Annotated in this window: 15 protein-coding genes and 3 pseudogenes; 8 read left to right on the top strand and 10 right to left on the bottom strand. The window is 64.6% G+C overall.

The features are described 5' to 3' along the window. Positions 1-103: 103 nt before the first annotated feature. The 4 genes from EN874_RS26535 to EN874_RS26520 form a co-directional block, all read right to left on the bottom strand. Complete coding sequence (locus tag EN874_RS26535) at positions 104-1,423, bottom strand: HlyD family type I secretion periplasmic adaptor subunit (RefSeq protein WP_127427778.1); 1,320 nt, start codon at positions 1,421-1,423, stop codon at positions 104-106. A 3-nt stretch (positions 1,424-1,426) separates the two neighbouring features. Beyond that, a complete protein-coding gene (locus tag EN874_RS26530; protein ID WP_127427779.1) occupies positions 1,427-3,184 on the bottom strand; it encodes a type I secretion system permease/ATPase in 1,758 nt (585 codons plus the stop codon). A gap of 32 nt (positions 3,185-3,216) precedes the next feature. Then, complete coding sequence (locus EN874_RS26525) at positions 3,217-4,728, bottom strand: family 16 glycosylhydrolase (RefSeq protein WP_127427780.1); 1,512 nt, start codon at positions 4,726-4,728, stop codon at positions 3,217-3,219. 385 nt (positions 4,729-5,113) lie between these two features. Continuing rightward, the gene (locus EN874_RS26520; protein ID WP_127427781.1) at positions 5,114-5,905 is read right to left on the bottom strand and encodes a pyrroline-5-carboxylate reductase dimerization domain-containing protein; all 792 of its coding nucleotides are present in this window, start codon (positions 5,903-5,905) and stop codon (positions 5,114-5,116) included. 138 nt (positions 5,906-6,043) lie between these two features. Here EN874_RS26520 and EN874_RS26515 point away from each other — a divergent pair, with 138 nt between their 5' ends. Then, the gene (locus EN874_RS26515; protein ID WP_126084758.1) at positions 6,044-6,274 is read left to right on the top strand and encodes a hypothetical protein; all 231 of its coding nucleotides are present in this window, start codon (positions 6,044-6,046) and stop codon (positions 6,272-6,274) included. 23 nt (positions 6,275-6,297) lie between these two features. Here the strand turns inward: EN874_RS26515 and EN874_RS26510 are convergent, their stop codons facing one another. The 4 genes from EN874_RS26510 to EN874_RS26495 form a co-directional block, all read right to left on the bottom strand. Further along, positions 6,298-6,999 (bottom strand): SDR family oxidoreductase, encoded by a 702-nt coding sequence (locus tag EN874_RS26510; RefSeq protein ID WP_126084757.1) that lies wholly within the window; start codon positions 6,997-6,999, stop codon positions 6,298-6,300. Positions 7,000-7,118: 119 nt separating this feature from the next. Continuing rightward, entirely contained in the window at positions 7,119-7,496 is a 378-nt protein-coding gene (locus EN874_RS26505; protein ID WP_127427782.1) for a GFA family protein, read from the bottom strand. 204 nt (positions 7,497-7,700) lie between these two features. Beyond that, positions 7,701-8,939 carry a patatin-like phospholipase family protein gene (locus tag EN874_RS26500; protein WP_127427783.1) on the bottom strand — a complete coding sequence of 413 codons (1,239 nt, stop codon included), beginning with the start codon at positions 8,937-8,939 and terminating at the stop codon, positions 7,701-7,703. A 35-nt stretch (positions 8,940-8,974) separates the two neighbouring features. Further along, a complete protein-coding gene (locus tag EN874_RS26495; RefSeq protein WP_168247617.1) occupies positions 8,975-9,937 on the bottom strand; it encodes a DUF3616 domain-containing protein in 963 nt (320 codons plus the stop codon). Between the two features lie 281 nt (positions 9,938-10,218). On the opposite strand from EN874_RS26495, the gene EN874_RS26490 reads away from it, so the two are divergent. Further along, positions 10,219-12,294 (top strand): phospholipase D-like domain-containing protein, encoded by a 2,076-nt coding sequence (locus EN874_RS26490; protein WP_127427785.1) that lies wholly within the window; start codon positions 10,219-10,221, stop codon positions 12,292-12,294. Positions 12,295-12,427: 133 nt separating this feature from the next. Further along, positions 12,428-12,655 carry a hypothetical protein gene (locus EN874_RS26485; RefSeq protein WP_245513686.1) on the top strand — a complete coding sequence of 76 codons (228 nt, stop codon included), beginning with the start codon at positions 12,428-12,430 and terminating at the stop codon, positions 12,653-12,655. Between the two features lie 312 nt (positions 12,656-12,967). On the opposite strand, the gene EN874_RS26480 is transcribed toward EN874_RS26485, so the two are convergent. Then, entirely contained in the window at positions 12,968-13,411 is a 444-nt protein-coding gene (locus EN874_RS26480; RefSeq protein ID WP_126084752.1) for an SRPBCC family protein, read from the bottom strand. A gap of 128 nt (positions 13,412-13,539) precedes the next feature. Continuing rightward, positions 13,540-13,707: pseudogene (locus EN874_RS34525) on the bottom strand (SMP-30/gluconolactonase/LRE family protein); the annotation flags it as partial. Between EN874_RS34525 and EN874_RS26470 the strand changes: the two are divergent. The 5 genes and pseudogenes from EN874_RS26470 (at position 13,664) to EN874_RS26450 (ending at position 17,529) form a co-directional block, all read left to right on the top strand. After that, positions 13,664-14,639: pseudogene (locus EN874_RS26470) on the top strand (ABC transporter permease). The pseudogenes EN874_RS34525 and EN874_RS26470 sit on opposite strands and share 44 nt — an antisense overlap. A 4-nt stretch (positions 14,640-14,643) precedes the next feature. After that, positions 14,644-15,370, top strand: a pseudogene (locus tag EN874_RS26465) (ATP-binding cassette domain-containing protein). A gap of 9 nt (positions 15,371-15,379) precedes the next feature. Further along, the gene (locus EN874_RS26460) at positions 15,380-16,135 is read left to right on the top strand and encodes an SDR family oxidoreductase (RefSeq protein WP_127427787.1); all 756 of its coding nucleotides are present in this window, start codon (positions 15,380-15,382) and stop codon (positions 16,133-16,135) included. Positions 16,136-16,140: 5 nt separating this feature from the next. Continuing rightward, positions 16,141-17,013, top strand: a complete 873-nt coding sequence (locus tag EN874_RS26455; protein ID WP_127427788.1) for an aldose 1-epimerase — start codon at positions 16,141-16,143, stop codon at positions 17,011-17,013. A 144-nt stretch (positions 17,014-17,157) separates the two neighbouring features. After that, positions 17,158-17,529 carry an endonuclease domain-containing protein gene (locus tag EN874_RS26450; RefSeq protein WP_127427789.1) on the top strand — a complete coding sequence of 124 codons (372 nt, stop codon included), beginning with the start codon at positions 17,158-17,160 and terminating at the stop codon, positions 17,527-17,529. Positions 17,530-17,614 lie beyond the last annotated feature (85 nt).

Below are 17,614 nucleotides of genomic sequence, written 5' to 3'. Positions count from 1 at the left end.
ACGTCTTTGGTTCCAGCGCTCGCGGACTGAATTCCGCTGCGGGAGACCGCCACGAAACGAGGCGGTGGCGAACATGGTCTTGAGATCCCGGTAGCCTGCCGCCCTACCGCTCCGCAAACGCCCTTGCAAACGAGTCCATCATCGGCCGCGCCAGATATTCGAAGAAGGTCCTATTCCCCGTGCTGATGAAGACCTCCACCGGCGTTCCCGGATAAAGCTGTTCGGCTTTCACGCCGGGGGGCAGGGCATCGGCGATCTTCAGCTTGGCGCGGAAATAGGGTTCGCGCGTCGCCTGGTCGATCAGCCGGTCGGCGGAGATCTCGCTCACGGTCGCCGACACTTCGGGCGTCAGGCGCATGTTGAGCGCCGACAGCCTTAGTTTCGCCTGCTGGCCGACGCGCACCTGGTCGACGTCCTTCGGCCTGAGCTTGGCGTCGACGTTGAGGCCTGAAGCCGTGGGCAGGATCTCCATGATCTTCTCGCCGGGCGCGATCACGCTGCCCTTCGAATTATAGGTCGACGACACCACGATGCCCGCTGCCGGCGCCTTGATCGTCGTGCGCTGAAGCACCGCCTCGGCCGCGCGCATCCGCTCCTCGATGTCGGCGAGGTTGGTGCGGACGTCGTCGAGCTTGGTCAACGCTTCCTCCACGCGCTGCGTGGTCAGGCGCTCGACCTGCACCTGCGCTTCGACGATCTGGCTGTTGGCCGCGGCGAGGTTTGCCTCCAGCGCGCCGGCCTGGCCGACGAGATCGGCCTCCGAGCGCAAAAGCTGCGAATATTCGGTGCGGTTGGTGAGGCCCTTGTCCAAAAGCCCGGTCTTGATGCCGAGCTCCTTCTTCACCACGTCGGACTGCTGCTCGATGGCAAGCTTCTGCGCGTTCAGGCCGACCACCGACTCGCGGTGCATGGCGACGCGCTGCGCCATGATCGACTGTTCGGAGCGGAAGCGGGCAAGTCTGGCGTCGAATTCCTTCTGCTGTTCGCGGATGAGGTTCTGGAAATCCTGCTGGAACGGCGCCGCTGCCGCCTCGGTGATCGGCGCCAGCCTGTCCAGTCCGTCGCGCTCCGCCTCCAGCCGTGCCGCGGTCGCCTTGAGCGCGATCGACTGCCTGGTCAGCCGGTTGAGATCTGCCTGCGCCGCCGTCCGGTCGAGGAGGATGAGGTCCTGGCCCTGCTGCACGCGATCGCCTTCATGGACCAGCAGTTGCTGGACGATCCCACCCTCGGGCTGCTGGATAAGAATGTTGCCGCCGGTCGCCGAAATCGTGCCTTGCGTGATCACCGCGCCGGAGAGCGGCGCGCTCACCGCCCAATAGCCAAAGCAACCGACGAAGAGCGCTATTGCCGCATATCCGGCCAGCGCAATGCGCCGGAAATCGGTGCGTGGCTGGCCGTTCCAGGCGAGGCTCTCGACGGTCATCGTCTACGATCCCAGGCGCACGCCGTGCGTGCGGATCGTCGGGATGAACGAGCCCGTCACCACCGTGCCCGGCTGCGCGACAGGGCTCTTTGCGGCGCCCTTTTCGACAGTCGGCCGCCGTAGCACCTCGCCGCTCGGTCCGAAGGCTTCGACCACGCCGCCGCGCAAGAGCATCACGCGGTCGCAGGCGGCGGCGATCGAAGGGCGATGCGTGATCACGATCACCGTGACGCCCGCCGCTTTCGCGGCGGCAAGCACCGCTTCGAGCGCCACTTCGCCGCTGCCGTCGAGATGGGAGCTGGGCTCGTCGAGGACCATCATGCGCGGATTGCCGTACAAGGCGCGCGCCAGCCCTATCCGCTGCCGCTCGCCGCCCGACAGCGTCCTGTTCGAGGGGCCGATCATGGTCTGGTAGCCGTCGCGCTGCGCCAGGATCAGCTCATGCGCCTCGGCGCGCCTGGCCGCCTCGACGATCGCGGTGTCGTCCGCCTGCTGGTCGAAGCGGGCGACATTTTCCGCGATCGATCCGGGAAAGAGCTCCACCTCCTGCGCCAGGTAGCCGATGTGTTTTCCGAGCTGGTTTTCGTCCCAGCTCCTGAGGTCGGCGCCGTCGATCCTGACGGAGCCGCCGGTCGGCTGGGCGGCACCCACAAGCAGCCGCGCGAGCGTGGATTTGCCGGCGCCGCTCGGGCCGACGATCGCCACCGCCTCGCCGGCGCCGATTTGGAAATTCAGCCGCTTGAGGATGGGTTCGGTGCCTGGCTGGGCATTCGGCGCCATGAAGAAAAGGTCCTGCACGGCAATCGCGCCTAACGGATCGGGCAGGGCGAGTCTGCGCGATTGCGCCGGCTGCGCCGCGAGCGCCCTTTCCAGCCGTGTCCACGCTCGACGGGCATCGGCGATCTGGCGCCAGGCGCCGATGAGCTGGTCGAGCGGCTGCAGCGCACGCGACGATACCAGCGAGGAGGCGAAGATCATGCCGGCCGTCATCTGCCCCTCGACCACCAGCCACGCACCGGCGCCGAGGATCGCGAGCTGCAGCATCATGCGCAGCGCCCGCGAGGCGCCGCTGAAGATCGCGTTGGCGCTCGCGGAGCGGTCGTGCAGGATGAGCGCTTCGCCCACGTACCGCCCCCAGACCCGCGCCGCGTTGTCGACCATGCCCATGGCGCGCAGCGTTTCGGCATTGCGGGCAAAGACCTGTTCCGCCTGGGCAGCCAAAGCAGAACGTTCCACCGACAAGGCATCGTTCCGGCCAATGGCAAGCTGGTTCGCCACGACCAGGAGAACCAGCAGCACCGTACCGGCGAGCGTCACCCAGAACAGGACGGGATGGATGAGATAGAGCAGGGCGAGGAAGACCGGAGCGAAGGGCAGGTCGAACAGCACCGCCACGCCGCGCGACCGGATGAAGGCACAGACCGAAGCGAGGTCGCGCAGCGGCGACAGGCCGCCCGCATGTTTGGCGGCAAGCGAAAGGGCGAATGTTCCGGCACCCAGCTTCCGGTCGACGGTCGCAGCGACGCGCTGCGTATAGATGGCGCGCACCGCGTCGAGGAAGCCGAGGAAGGCGAGAGCCAACACCGCGATGAGCGAGAGGTAAAACAGCGTCTCGATACTGGAGGACGGCAGCACGCGATCATAGACCTGGAGCAGGTAGAGCGGGATCACCAGCAATAGGATGTTGATCAGCACAGAGAAGGCGCCGACATCGGCGATGGCGCGCAGAAAGACCGGCCGCAGGCCCGACGGTCGAGTCATTTGCCCATTCCCGGCCGCTGCATGATCGCGCCTTAGGCGTGGCCCCCGAACTCGGAACCGCCGTGCAGCATGCTGCTGGCGATACTGTGCGTGGTGGCTATGCTCTGGGTGGTCTGGGTGGTGCTGCTGCTGCTGGTGACGTTCAGCGCGGTCGCCGGCGCGCTGTCCAGCGTGTAGGCATGGATATAGTCGATCTTCATCTGAGCCGGCGTGGCGAGATGATCCGGCGGCGCGCCGGCTTGACCGCCGACCGCGAGATCGACCAGCATATACATGGGCTTGTTCATGTCGGACGGCGTCGCAACTTCCGCCACCTGCACGCCATCATAGGTCCAGACAAGCTTGTCCGGCGTCCACAAGAGGCCATAGGTGTGGAAGCCTTGGGTATCCATGACGTTCACCGTCGACCCGACTTTGGTGTGCGTGCCCGTCTCATTGGTGTGCGCGGTCATCAGAAGCGAGTTCGGGCTTTGGCCGTACATCTCCACGACGTCCAGCTCCGGCGGCCACGAGCCGTCCTCGGGCAGCAGCCAGAAGGCCGGCCAGGCGCCGGCGTTCTCCGGCAGGTCAGCCCGCATTTCGAAATAGCCATAGGTCTGCGAGAAGGTGTCGTGCGTGGTCAGGATGCCGGAGGTGTATTCGTAGTTGTTGATCAGCGGCTTGATGTCCGCCGGCGCCTGCGCCGCGGTGATGGTGAGAACGCCGTTGTTGACGCTGAACGGGTGGACGGAGCTCGTCGGGGCGTAATTGGCATCGATATACCACTGCAGCTCGTTGTTCTGGGTGAGCGTGCTGCCATTCGGCGCGCCCCACCAGAAGTTGGTGTCCCAGGTGCCGCCTTGGCTGTTGTGAAGGTTCAGCGTGTTGAACTCGTCGCCGAAGGACAGCGTCATGTGCGATTTGTCGATCGGCAGCTCGAACTGGCTGGGCTGCAGCTTGTCGATGGTCGTGTCCTTGAACTCGAGGATCTCACCGGATCCGAGGTTCAGGATCACGTTCGATCCCGCCTGAACCATGTTAGAGTGAATTGCGTCGAAGGAAGTGAACCCATAGCCATCGAGGCGGACAGTGTCGGTCGCTGCAAAATTCGCGATCAGGTCGCTTCCGTTGCCGTTCTTTATGATGAACGTGTCGTAGCCGCCGCCGCCGTCGATCAGAACATCGTTTCCCACGCCGCCGTCCAGCGTCTGGTGGTCGGCCTTGGCGGTGATGATGTTGTCCAGCGCATTTCCGAACGCATAGCGACCGGCGGTGGTGACGATGAGGTTCTCGACGTTGTTCGGGAGCGTATAGCTCATCCATGTGCTGATCGTGTCGATGCCTGCCCCATAGCCCTCGGCCACCTTGTTGCCCGCGGCATAGAGGTAATAGATGTCATCGCCGTAGCTGCCGTGCATGGTGACGTTGACACCGGAGGCTCCATAGAAGGTGTCATTGCCGGAGGTGCCCCACAAGTCCGGCCCGGACCCGGATGCCGAGAACCAATGGGTGGACGAGCCGCTATAGGGAAGAGGAACGCCTACCGCGTTGACGAAGCTGGCCATCGGACAATCCTTCCTCGTGGTGCACGTCTTGCTTGAGTCGGGCGATACGAGTTCAACCGATCGATGCCGGATCAACTTGTAATTCAGGTTATCGTTCCAAGGAATCGCCATATAGTACAGAGAAAAGTTATATTTCAGTGATCAATTCTTTAAGCCAGAGAGAATAAGGGGACTCTAATGCAATTTAAGCGCGAAGATCGACAAATTTTACTTAATATTGCAGGAATTTCTGCCGAAAGATTAGGCATATCGAAGCGAATGGATGAATTTTGCTTCTGCTGTCAGAGCGACGGTTCGAATCGGCCAAGCCATCGAAGTTGTCGCTGAGGTCCGCTTCAGCCGACCGTGGTGGACATTTGAGATTGGCGGTTGCGTGCGCGCCCGCTCACTTCTTCCCCATCGCGATCGACTTCCGGAATGCCGCCGCCAGTCCTTTAGCCACCGCCTCCTCGAAGCCGGCTTCGCGCATCGTCTCGATCGCCGCGGCGGTCGTGCCGCGATAGTCGAGGAAGGCTTCCACCGTGTCGGCGGGTGATGCGTCGCTGAGTTCCAGCAGCCGGCCGGTACCGGTGAGCACCGTGTTGACGGCGCGCCGCGCGACGTGGGTCGAGAGGCCGAAGGCGATCGCATCCCGCATCATCGCGTTCGCCAGCAGGGCAGGGAAGGCCGGGCCCGAACCCGTCAGACCGGTGAGGTAGTCGATGTCGCGCTCGCTGCCGACCTCGTCCTCAACGCCGCAGGCGGCGAAGATCGCGCGCACGGTTGTGCGGTCCTGCTCGGTCGCTTCGCTGCTTGCGATCCACGGCGTGTAGGATTTCACAACTTCGGCCGCCGCATTGGGCAGCGTGCGCACCACACGGCTTGTGCCGTGCTTGTCGCCGATCTCGGCAAGCCGGATGCCGGCCATCACCGAGATGACCAGCTTGCCTTTTGCATCCAGCTCGAGCGACGGCCAATCCTGCGGCCGCACCGAAAGCATGACGACGTCGGAGCGGTCGGCGAGCGCCTGGTTGTCGTCGGTCCAGAACGCGCCGGGAAAGCGGTCCGGCCTGGTACTCCGATAGGAGAGGGCGAGGTCTTCCGCGCGCAGCACGCCGGCCGCAAGCGCAGCCCCTGCGATGGCGCCGCCCAGCCAGCCCGCGCCGCCGACGATGCCGAGCTTGATCGAAGCGCTCAATCCTGCCTCCGTTGCAGGGCCGCACGGTAGCCGCCTGGCAAACAATTTGACAGCGAAAGTGCACGGCGGCCCGTGCCACGGCCGCCGCCTTACCCAAGGTAAGCAAAATTTCACCAAGCGCTGTTAGAAGCCGCTCCCATGGATCGCAACAAGAACAACGACATCTTTGTCCTGATGGCAGCGCTTGCCGCCATGGCGATCTACAACATTGCCTGCGGCATCAAGACAGGCGAAGTCCGGGGCAGCTCGCATTGGGTCGCCCTGGCAGACGATCCGACCCGATTTTGGAACATCGTGGTCGGCAATTCGATTGTCCTGGTGGCTTCGATAGCCTTTCTGTTGGTGCTCAATTCCCGCAGACCCGGATGACTTGAGGCGACGCCGGGTTCACCTCAAACCGCCCTCGTTATCCCACCATCGACGCGGATGTTCTGGCCGGTGATATAGGCCGCCCCATCCGAGGCCAGGAACGAGATCGTCGCGGCGATCTCTTCCGAGGTGCCATAGCGTTGCATGGGCACGCTGCCACGCCGCTCTTCGGTCGCCGGCAGGCTGTCGATCCAGCCTGGCAGCACGTTGTTGATGCGGATGTTGTCGGCCGCATAGGTGTCGGCGAAGATCTTGGTGAAGGCGGCGAGCCCGGCGCGCGCCACCGCCGAGGTCGGGAAGCCGACGCTCGGCTCGAACGCCCAGGCGGTCGAGATGTTGATGATGGCTCCCGACTTTTGTTTTTGCATCACCGGCGTCACCAGCCGGGTCGGGCGCACGACGTTGAGGAAATAGGTGTCGATGCCCTTGTGCCAGTCCTCGTCGCTGATCTCGATGATCTGCGCGCGCGGCCCATGGCCGGCGCTGTTGACCAGGACGTCGATGCGGCCCCAGCGCTCCAGCGCGCCGTCGGTGAGGCGCTTCAGGTCCTCGTTCGACTGGTTGGAGCCGGTGACGCCGAAACCGCCGAGTTCCTGGCCCAGCGCCTCGCCCTTGCCGGAGGAGGAGAGCACGCCGACTTTGAAACCGTCCGCCGCCAGCCGCTTCGCCGCCGCAGCGCCCATGCCGCTGCCGCCCGCCGTTACCAGAGCTACTTTGTCCACCATCTCTCAATCCATTCGTTGAGGCGGGGAGGCCGCCTGTTGATGAAGGCGCCTCTGTTAGCACGAGAGCGGGAAGGCACGAACCGGTTTGGATTGCGCCAAGACGACGGCGCCGGCGCCAGCTATTTCGCTTCGGGATTGTGAACCCACCCATGCCGCCGCTCCTCCCACCCGATGCGTGTCGGCGCTGGAAAGGCCGGGTCGGCAAAGCAGCCCATGGCAACCGCTATGACGTCCGGCTTGCGCTCCGGTTCCCAGAAGACGCTGGACCCGCAGTTCGGGCAGAAATGGAAGGTGACGGCATGGCCGCTGTGGGACGATCGCCTGAAGGTCTTGGCGTCGCCTTCGGCCTTCGCCTTCTCGCGAGCATAGAAAGCCCCGATGCCATAGCTGCTGCCGGTCCGCCGCTGGCAGTCGAGGCAATGGCAGAGCGCGACCAGTTGCGGCTCGCCGTGACAAGAGATCTTCAGTTGCCCGCAGGTACAGGATGCGCTTCGCATGGGCTGCCTCGTGGTTGGATAAAAGCGCCGCCCGTCTTTCGGCGGTCGGCATGATCAGATTTTCGGGGAGATTGGCGCGGCGTCACGCCCGCCACAGTGTTACGCGCTGCGGGCAAGGGATTCAACAACGCATGGCGATGGGCGAAAGCGGCGGAGCGCATGATCTCCCCCTCTGAGGAAGGAAACCGGCAGGTCGCGCCGTGCTCAAATCTTGAAAGCGCTCATGATTGCCTTCGACACCACCGCGCAGCGGCCGGGCTTCACCGCGCCCGCCGCCAGCGGCACGCCCTTTCCGGGCGGCACGGCCGGCTCGTACCAGCTGCGCAGCGCCTGATCGCTGGCTGAGTAGCCCCAGTTGACGAGGTCGATCGTCTCTTCGCTTCCCAGGAAATGCAGCGAGGTGCCGATGTCGGCGGGCGCGATTGCCGCGGTTTGCACGAAGGTCGGCTCTGTTGCGTCCAGCTTGCTGGCGATCGACCAGTAGACGCCGCGGGCGGCGGCATAGTCGGGGCGCATCGCGTCATTGGGCAGGCCCTGGTCGTCGGCGTCCTTGGCAGCCAGGAAACGGGCGACGAGATCGCGCCGCCTGAGCGACCGCACCTGGTTGTCGGTGGTGTCGAGCACGCGGTTCACTTGCGAGAACCAGTTCCAGTAGCCGGAGCCCGACGCTCGCCAGGGCGCGCCGGCATCGCTGACCAAAAGCCAGCGGCTGCGCTTCAGCGCCGGCTCGATGCCGTGATTGTCGTAGACGCCGCCATCGGTGAGCACGGCGCGGCCGGCCGGAACCGCGGGGCCGACGCTGGCGTCGAGCTTGTCGTTCCGCCACTCGAATTGCGTCAGGTCGAGCCTGAGCGGGGATAGGAACGGCGGGAAGGCGGACGACGCCGCGATCGCGGTCGCGACCGTCAGGTCGGCATGGTAGGCGACGCCGATGCGATAATCGGCGATATAGCGGTTGGACATGCGAAACAGCGAGCCGGTGCTGAGATTGCTGGAGCAGAACACGAACCAGGGGCGCCCGGTCAGCCCCTTCAGCATCGGCCTCGCGCCATCGAACAGATGGCGCTCGTAGCAGGCGGCGACTTCCGCCGCCGCGCTCGAAAACGGGTTGAGCAGGCCCTTGAGGATCGAGGGCGCGTCGAGGAACACCTGCGAGAAGGCGAGGATCTTTTCCAGGTAAAGCTCGCGGAAATTGCCGGCGACGCCATTGGCGAAGGTGAGGCGCGGCCAGATAACCGCCAGCAGCCCGGCGGCGATCGAGCCGCCCGAGACCGAGCTCACCATGTCGATCTCTTGGAGCAGGCCAGCCTCGTTCAGCCGGCAGAGCGCGCCGGCATGGAACAGCATGGCGCGGTAGCCGCCACCCGAAAGGCAGAGGCCGAGGCCCTGGCGCGTTGTCGTCTCGCCGTTTGCCGACAAGACCTCGACCGTATCCGGGCCCATTGTAGTCCCCCCTGCCTCCTCGCTGGCCGGCGAGCTTATGCGAACCAGTCGACGCTTACCTTGGCGCCTGAGCGACGGCGCCCGTCCGGCGTGTCGTAGGCGACGAGCATACCCGGCCGGTTGTCGAGCGCAAACGGGCAGAGCCCTTCCGGATGCTCACGACTGGACGTCCATTCGTAAAGCACGTTGGCGGTCTCGATCCGGCCGGCGCCGGAGGGCTGCCAGCGATGGATGCGAAACGGCCCGTCCGTGGCCGTCACCGGGCCTGCCAACACCAGCACGTGGTCGTCGCGTCGGGCGAGGTCGCGCACACCGAGCCCACCGAGGTCGAGCATATGCAGGTGCGGCTTGTCATCGGTAAGCGATGCGGCCTTGCGCGGCAGCGAGACGACCACTGCGTGGCTGTCGATGACCGGGCCGCGCAGGCCGAGCAGCAGTCGGTTCGGCAGCAGGGTGAGGCCTTCGATGTCGAGCCCGTTCTCCTTGCTCGGCAGGTCGAGGAAGCTGGAGAGATAGGGATCCTCGCGCAGCCGGCGCCGCAGGCTGCCGGCGCCGATGTAAGGCAGGGCCAGCCCGGTGCCCTTCTTGGGCTTGCCGGAGCCGCCGAGCGCAATCGAACCGAGGAGATGCCGGCTCGGGCGGCGCTTGAAGTTGGGGTCCAGCGTGGCGGGCTCCTCCGCCTCGCGCCGGACGCGGCAGTGCGAGCCGCAAAGCCACAGCCTGCCGTCAAAGACATCGACGGATTCGAGGTCGGCCTCATGGCCCTCGGGCAGGCCGGGGAAGAAATCGTCGAGATCGTATTGCTCGACCAGCGCGAAGCCGCCATCGGCGACCGCGAGGCGCTCGAAAGTCCGCCCTTCGTCCGAGACGGTCCAGGCGGAACCGCCCCCGATGCCGATGCCGGAGATGTTGCCGATCACATTGTCGATGTCGCGGGCGCCGGCGTAGTCGAAGGTGATTTCGCGTGTGAGCTGAAGCTGCGCGAGCGACGGTGTCAAATCAGTCGTCTCCGAATGGATTCCGCGAGCTCGCGCCGGACTCCGGCGCGGTCAAATCGTCAGGATGTCAGGCCGAAGGTGCCGAAATTTCATTAGCGAACTGTGAAATGGATCACATGTTGTTGTGATCAAAATCTGCGAGCGTAGTAAACTAAAGTATTATATATGGAAACGCGGTCGGGCAAGGCGCTGGAGCTGTTTGCCGGCGAAATAGTGGGCCGCTCGAAAGAGCTTAAAGTAAGTAGAGAAGTATCGTTTGATTGCCATCGGAGGGGTGAGGCATGGGGAAGCTGGTCAAGGCAACTGCATGGTGCAATGGCGAGGTCGCCTATCTGTCGTGGGTGGCCGATGGACCGATCGCCGATTGTGTTGGGTTCATGATCACGCGCGTGCATGAGACGGGCCCGGAGGCCGGGCAGCGCCGAATACTGCCCACCTGGATCGGCTTCACCGACCAATCGAATCCTAACTGGCTGGACCAGGACAGCTCGGTCTGGCCGATCCAGCAATATGAATGGCGCGACCTGACGCTGCGGCGTTCCCGCGACACGGCCAAGGTGCGTCCCATCGACTTCAGGGTCCATTACGAGATCACGCCCGTGGGCCTTGCGGGCCCCGGGCGCCCGGCGCTCCCGGCCTCGCCGACGGCGCCCTTTCTCGACGAGAACGGCAATCCCCGATACCAAGGACCGCAGCATCCGCTGGCCAAGATCGGCGATCCCATCGACACGCCGTCAATCGACGTTTCGCATGATTACGCCGGCGTGCGCGCCACATACACGAACGGCATCCTGTCCACGCAGAATCTTCTGCAGCAGCTTGAGGCGGTCCAGGGAACCAAGCCCGCGAACGTTGCCGCCGGGCCGACCACCAAGCTCACGCCCGGCCTGTTGAAGACACTGCTGAAGCACATCCCGGTCAAGGACGACGAGATCAGGACCTTTCTCACCGGCGATGTGCTGGGATTCCTCCTGTCGATGATCGATCGCGCCGAAAAGAAGAAGGGCGCCGAGCTCTACATGGCTCTTTACGAGCTGCATGACCCGGAACTCATCGAACGCCTGACCAAGCTGACCAAGGCGGGCAAGGCGCATGTGATCCTGTCGACTGCTGGCTCTACTGACCCGAACCGGCCGAAGACGCCGCCCGAGCAGAAGCAGCCCGTCGTCTGGGACACCGAGAACCATGCGGCGCGGGCCGGCCTGCATGCGGCCTCGGCGGCCAATATGCAGGACAGGCTCTTCAACAACACGGCGCATATCGGTCACAACAAATTCGCCGTCTATGTCGAGAACGGCGTAGCGAAGTCCGTCCTGACCGGCAGCACGAACTGGACCGACACCGGCCTGTGCACGCAGTCCAACAACGCGATCATCGTCGACGACAGGCAGGTGGCCGGACAATATCTCGCCTATTGGAAGCGCCTGTTCGATGACCCGCAGCCTGCCGGCCAGGAACTGACCGTCACCTACGAGAACAAGCCGCTAACGGGCTTCGAGAAGAACAACGGCGTGCAGGGGGCCGTGCTTCGCGCAGCGAACGCAACGCCGGCCAAACCCGATACGCTCGCCGCGGGCACCACCGTCGAGGTGCTCTTCTCGCCGAACACCAAGGCCAAGACGAAGAACGCCGATTCGCCGACACCCGTCGATCTCAGCCGGGTCTATTCGCTCATGGAGCATGCCAACAACGCGATCCTGTTCCTGGCTTTCCTGCCCGGCTACAACGGCGTCCAGAACATCATCGGCGAGGCGGCGAAGCTTGCCGCCGAGCGTCCGGAACTCCTTGTCCAGGGAGCAGTCAGCGACCCGAAGGCGCTGCCGCCGCGGGCCAAGGCCGGCGAGCCCACAACCTACACTGCGCCCGATGGAACGACGAAGAAGCTGCCGCAGCCGGCCGTCTGGTGGCCGGGAGGCGATGCCAGCCGCGTCGCGGTCATCCGCGCCGCCGCCGTCACCATGCAGACCGGGGACTTGCGGCCGGAACTCCTCTCGGCCGGCCACGCCATCATCCACGACAAGATCATCGTTATCGATCCGCTGGACGCCAAGGCCTGCACGGTGATCACCGGCAGCCACAACTTCGGCTACAAGGCTTCCTACCAGAACGACGAGAACCTGCTCATCATTCGTGGCAACCAGCCGCTAGCGATTGCCTATGCGGTCCATGTCCTGGATGTCTATGATCACTATCTGATGCGCGCAAAGCTCTCGGACCGCCTGCGCAAGTCGTTGGTCGAAACGGGAAAGCCGCCGGCTGCCAATTCGGGCGGGTTCCTGAGAACCACGGCCGACTGGCAGGCACGCTGGTTCAAGCCGAATCCGATCCCGACCAGCCGCGACTATTTCCTCTCGTAGCTCCCGACCGGCCCGTCTCTTGGCCGCGCCTTAGGCGGTCCAGTCGGGCGCATCGGGTGGCGATACAACCTGAGCCCGCTTGAACACCTCGCCGGACTGGGCGATGGTGGTCTATCAACTTAGGTGAACGATGATGCGTACGGACAAGGCACGGCCTTTTGTGCCGACCGAAATCCATGTCGGCACGGTCAGGGATGAGGAAGGCGCTATCGGCATCCTCTCGATTCGGACCACGGAGGGCCTGATGGCGGCCGCTCTCGGCACCGGGCCGGTCGTTATTGCGCTGGACCGACAAGCCGCTGAGGCCATCGTGAACGCCATCGGCGCCATCCGGTCCAAGCTGGACGCCGCTGAAGCCTAGAGCAATTCCAGGAAAAGCGTGAGCGGTTTTCCGTCCGGAATTGCGTAAAAACAAGGCGATAGGGCGTTTGGCCGTTTCCGTGCAACGGTGATACGCATTAAGCGGTTCACCGTTTCATGGAGACGCCGAGCTGCTCTGGCTATTTGTCTTTTGCGCCATTCCGGACGGAAACTCGTTACGCGTTTTTCCTGGAATCGCCCAGGAAAAAGAAAGCCCGGTCGCAAGCCGGGCGGAGGTGATGGGACGCCGAGCAAGGATCATTCGTTCGGCGGCTACCAATTTGCATCATCATTGTGACAGGGGCATGAAGCCTTACTGATTGATCTCGGGCTCGACGAGCCTTGCCAGGTTCTTCAGCGACTCCTGCCAGCCGAGATAGCAGGCCTCGGCCGGAATGGCGTCTGGAATGCCGGCCTGGGTGATCTCCATCTCGGTGCCGACCGAGACCTTCTTCAAGGTCACCGTCACCTGCATCTCGCCGGGCAGGTTGGGATCGTCGAACTTGTCAGTGTAGCGCACGAGCTCGCCCGGGACGAGCTCGACATAGTCGCCGCCGAAGGCGTGGCTGTCGCCCGTGGTGAAGTTGCGGAACGACATCTTGAAGGTGCCGCCGACCTTTGCATCGAAGTGATGGACGGTGCAGGTGAAGCCGTTCGGCGGCAGCCACTTCGCCAGCGCGTCCGCCTCGATGAAGGCGCGGTAGACTTTCTCGGGCTTGGTGGCGAGCACGCGGTGCAGGCGGACAGTGCTTGGCATATCGTTTCTCCTCATGATTGCCGGTCTATGCTCCTATGACGAACGACGTTTGGCCAGCCCGACATCGATGGAGAAGATTTTCCGCGACCGGCCGTTGCCGAAGCGCGTAATTTCCCCGCAAGGGGAGACTAACCGAAGCGGTTGGCCGGCATGCCGCGCACGCCCGGGCGTAGCGCGAACAGGCCGCCCTCGAAGGGGTAGGCGGCAAGATGCTCCGCACTCATCGTGAAGCGCGCGGAGGTGACGAACAGCGTGTCGAGGTCGGCGCCGCCGAAGGCGCAGCCGGAGCTGGCAGGACTGATCCTTTTGGTGCTGCTCATCATCCTGTTCCAGGTGCGCTCGCATGGCGTGTTCTTCAACGCCGACAACCTGCGCGGCATCCTCGGCATCCTGCCGGAAGCCGGCCTCGTCGCCATCGGCGTCACCATCCTGATGATCAGCGGCGAGTTCGACCTCTCGGTCGGCTCGGTCTTCGCCCTGATGCCGATAACGATGGCGGTGCTGACGGTGCATGGCGCGCCGTTCCCGCTGGCGCTGCCCGCCGGGCTGCTGGTCTCAGCGGCCATCGGCTTCATCATATGGCTACGTCACCATCCGCTTCGCGATCCCGAGCTTCATCACCACCCTCGGCATGCTGTTCATGGCGCGCTCGCTCACCGTCGTCGTCTCCGGCGGCTTTCCGCCGCTCTTGCCCGCCGACCTGCCCAACTGGCCGTTCACTTCCTTCGTCGGCCCGGGCAACATGTTCCGCATGTCGTTCCTGTGGTTCGCCGCGGTCGCTGTGCTCACCTCGCTGATGCTGTCGCGCACCAATTTCGGCAACTGGATCAAGGCCACCGGCGGCTTCCTGCCGGCCGCCGCCTCGATGGGCATCCCGACCGCCAGGGTGAAGATCGTCTGCTTCATGCTCTGCTTGGTGCTGTCCGGTTTCGCCGGCATGCTGCAGGTGCTGCGGCTGGGCTCGCCGCTGCCTTCGATCGGCGAGGGGTTGGAGCTGCAGGCGGTTGCCGCCGCCGTCATCGGCGGCGCCTCGCTCACCGGCGGCATCGGCACAGTCATGGGCGGCATCATCGGCACGACGCTCATCCGCGTCATCGACAACGGCCTGGTGCTGAGCCATGTCGACGCCAACTGGTTCAAGTTCGCCATCGGTTTCCTCACCATCTTCGCCGTCGTCGCCAATGCCTTGATGCGCAAGCGCGCCAAGGCCATCAAGATGGAGGGCTGAAACGGTGAACGACGTGATCATCTCGGTGCGCAACCTGCACAAATGGTATTCCGGCGTGCATGCGCTGAAAGGCGTCATGCTCGACTTCCGGCGGGGCGAGGCGCTTTGCCTGGTCGGCGACAACGGCGCCGGCAAGTCGACGCTCATCAACATCCTGTCCGGCGTCCACCGCCGACCAGGGCGAGATCAGGGTCGAGGGCAGGGCGGTGACCATCGCCACCCCGCGCGACGCGATGGATCTCGGCATCGAGACCATCTACCAGTGCAACTCCATGGTCCCCACCATGTCGATCGCCAGGAACCTGTTCATCGGCCGCGAGCCGACGCGCTTCTCGGTCCTCGGCGTCGGCATTCTCGATCAGAAGAAGATGGCCGAGGAGAGCATCCGCGCCATCGCCAATGTCGACCTGCATCTGCGCTCGCCCGACGCGCTTGTCGGCGAGCTGTCCGGCGGCCAGCGCCAGGGCGTCGCGATTGCGCGCGCCATGCATTTCAAGTCCAAGGTGATGATCCTCGACGAGCCGACCAACCTCTCGGTCAAGGAGACCAACAAGGGGATCGGCTTCGTGCGCGGCCTGAAGGAGCAGGGGGTGACAGGCGTCTTCATCAGCCACAACATGCACCACGTCTTCGACTGCTGCGACCGCGTCGTGGCGATGGCGCGCGGCGAGGTGGTGCTGGACAAGCGCTTCGGGGACACCTCGATCGACGAAGTCCATTCTGTCCTGTGAGGTTAGGCAATGAAGGTGCTCGCTGGTCGAAAAATTCTGCTGACGGGTGGCCTCGGCTCGCTCGGCCGGGCCCAGGCGGTGACGTTGGCGCGGGCCGGCGCGCGCGTGCTGGTGCTCGACTGGCCTGGCGTCACCGACGGGTCACAGGTCGTCCAGATGCTGGCCGGCGAAGCCGGTGGCGATATCGCCCTCGTCGGCTGCGATCTCAACCGTCTCGCCGAGGCGGAAGCCGGGGTCGCGGCGCTGGCGGCGAGCGAGGGCGGCATCGACATCGTCATCAACAACGCCGCGCTGATCATCAACCGCCCGTTTGAGGAATTCTCGCTCGCCGAGTACGAGGATCAGATCCGCGTCAATTCCTCGGCGGCCTTCGCGCTGGCGCGGGCCTGCGCGCCGGGCATGAAGGCGAAGGGCTACGGCAAGATCGTCAACTTCTGCTCGATCACGCTCAACGGCCGCTGGGACGGCTATGTGCCTTACGTCGCGTCGAAGGGCGCCATGCTCGGCCTCACCAAGTCGCTGGCGCGCGAGCTCGGGGCGCATGGCATCCGCGTCAACGCCGTGTCGCGGGGCGCGGTTGTCACGGAGGCCGAGGAGCGCGTCTTCGGCGACCGGTTGAGAGAGTACAATGACTGGATCCTCGAGAACCAGAGCCTGAAGAAGCGCAGCGAGCCGGAAGACATCGCCGAGCTTGTCCTGTTCCTCGTCTCGCCGGCCTCCGACATGATCAGCGGCCAGAACATCGCCATCGACGGCGGCTGGTGAGGCGCATGCCCGGCATGGTCGAGCTGAACGACGGGCGTGCGCGGCTGGTCTTGGCGCCGGAACAGGGCGCGGCGATCGCCCGCTACGACGCGCTTGTCGCCGGCAGCGCGCCGGTCCCGCTGCTGAAGCCCGGGGACGGCACCGGCGCGTCCGGCTGCCAGCTCCTGGTGCCGTGGTCGAACCGTATCTCGGGTGGCGGCTTTACCTTCGACGGCCGGTTCCATGCCGTCGAGCCGAACGTGCCGGACGAACCCTTTCCGATCCACGGCGACGGATTCCAGAAGCCATGGCGGCTCGCCGTCCGCACCGCCACCGAGACGGAGCTGGTGCTGGAGGACGGCGCCATCGGACCCTATCGCTATGCGGCGTCGGTCACCTACGCGCTGCGCGACGGCGCGCTGGAGGCTCGGCTGACTGTGGAGAACCGCGCCGGCATGCGCCTGCCTTACGGCCTCGGGTTCCATCCCTGGTTCCCGCGCGACAAGACAACCATGCTGGAGGCGAAGGCCAGGCGCGTCTGGCTGGAGGACGAGCGCCATCTGCCCGTCGGCGTGGTGCCGGTGAGCGAGCGCCCAGGGTGGGATTTCGAGCGCCCTGTCCCGCTGCCGCCGCAATGGGTGAACAACGCCTTCGACGGCTGGGACGGCCGCGCCATGATCACGCAACCGGAAGAGGGGATCGCGGTCACGCTCGCCGCATCGCCGGAGCTCGATGTCTACATCCTCTATTCGCCGTCGCAGGACGCCGGCTTCTTCTGCTTCGAGCCGGTTTCGCACCCGGTCGACGCGCATCACGGGGAGGGGCTGACGGCGCTCGATGATCGGGAGACGATGGGTGCAACGATGCGTCTGGAGTGGGCGGTGGTGGCGACGGATTGAAGACGCGAATCCTGCAACGCTGGCGATTGGCGAAAGCCGAAGGCGACGCCCAATCTCCCCCCTTGTGGGGGAGATGTCCGGCAGGACAGAGGGGGGCGCCGTAGGGTAGAAGCGTTGCGACACGAACCTCAGCGTCCTCCGACCATGCCGCATACGCCTCTCCCGCCAAGACATCGCACCAATGCAAAATCGATGCGCACGGCCATGACCGACGCGGAATTGAAGTTGTGGAACGAACTTCGCGCGCACCGGCTGATGGGGCTGGGCTTCCGCAGGCAATTTCCGATCGCAGGCTACATTGTCGACTTCGCCTGTCCGGAGAAGAAGCTGATAGTCGAAGTCGATGGCTCACAGCATGGCGACGCGGGTCGTCCAGGTGCTGACGAGCTTAGAACCAAGCGCTTGGAACAGAACGGCTGGACCGTCTTACGCTTCTGGAACCACGACGTCATCCGCGACATTGACAATGTCTGCCAGCATATTGTTGTTGCGGCAGGATTGGCTGGACCGATCTGAGACGCTGGCGGGACAGCGCCCCCCTCTGTCCTGCCGGACATCTCCCCCACGAGGGCCCACGAGGGGGGAGATTGGCCGTCGCGCC

Source organism: Mesorhizobium sp. M1D.F.Ca.ET.231.01.1.1 (assembly GCF_003999155.2).
In the GTDB taxonomy this organism is placed as follows: domain Bacteria; phylum Pseudomonadota; class Alphaproteobacteria; order Rhizobiales; family Rhizobiaceae; genus Mesorhizobium.
This window is presented reverse-complemented; position numbering and strand designations above follow the sequence as displayed.

Coding starts and splice junctions, on each gene's coding strand:
- EN874_RS26480 (WP_126084752.1), bottom strand. CDS start 13,411: ATGCCAAGCACTGTCCGCCTGCACCGCGTGCTCGCCACCAAGCCCGAG.
- EN874_RS26510 (WP_126084757.1), bottom strand. CDS start 6,999: ATGGTGGACAAAGTAGCTCTGGTAACGGCGGGCGGCAGCGGCATGGGC.
- EN874_RS26530 (WP_127427779.1), bottom strand. CDS start 3,184: ATGACTCGACCGTCGGGCCTGCGGCCGGTCTTTCTGCGCGCCATCGCC.
- EN874_RS26535 (WP_127427778.1), bottom strand. CDS start 1,423: ATGACCGTCGAGAGCCTCGCCTGGAACGGCCAGCCACGCACCGATTTC.
- EN874_RS26525 (WP_127427780.1), bottom strand. CDS start 4,728: ATGGCCAGCTTCGTCAACGCGGTAGGCGTTCCTCTTCCCTATAGCGGC.
- EN874_RS26500 (WP_127427783.1), bottom strand. CDS start 8,939: ATGGGCCCGGATACGGTCGAGGTCTTGTCGGCAAACGGCGAGACGACA.
- EN874_RS26505 (WP_127427782.1), bottom strand. CDS start 7,496: ATGCGAAGCGCATCCTGTACCTGCGGGCAACTGAAGATCTCTTGTCAC.
- EN874_RS26455 (WP_127427788.1), top strand. CDS start 16,141: ATGCCCGGCATGGTCGAGCTGAACGACGGGCGTGCGCGGCTGGTCTTG.
- EN874_RS26515 (WP_126084758.1), top strand. CDS start 6,044: ATGGATCGCAACAAGAACAACGACATCTTTGTCCTGATGGCAGCGCTT.
- EN874_RS26485 (WP_245513686.1), top strand. CDS start 12,428: ATGCGTACGGACAAGGCACGGCCTTTTGTGCCGACCGAAATCCATGTC.
- EN874_RS26450 (WP_127427789.1), top strand. CDS start 17,158: ATGCCGCATACGCCTCTCCCGCCAAGACATCGCACCAATGCAAAATCG.
- EN874_RS26460 (WP_127427787.1), top strand. CDS start 15,380: ATGAAGGTGCTCGCTGGTCGAAAAATTCTGCTGACGGGTGGCCTCGGC.
- EN874_RS26490 (WP_127427785.1), top strand. CDS start 10,219: ATGGGGAAGCTGGTCAAGGCAACTGCATGGTGCAATGGCGAGGTCGCC.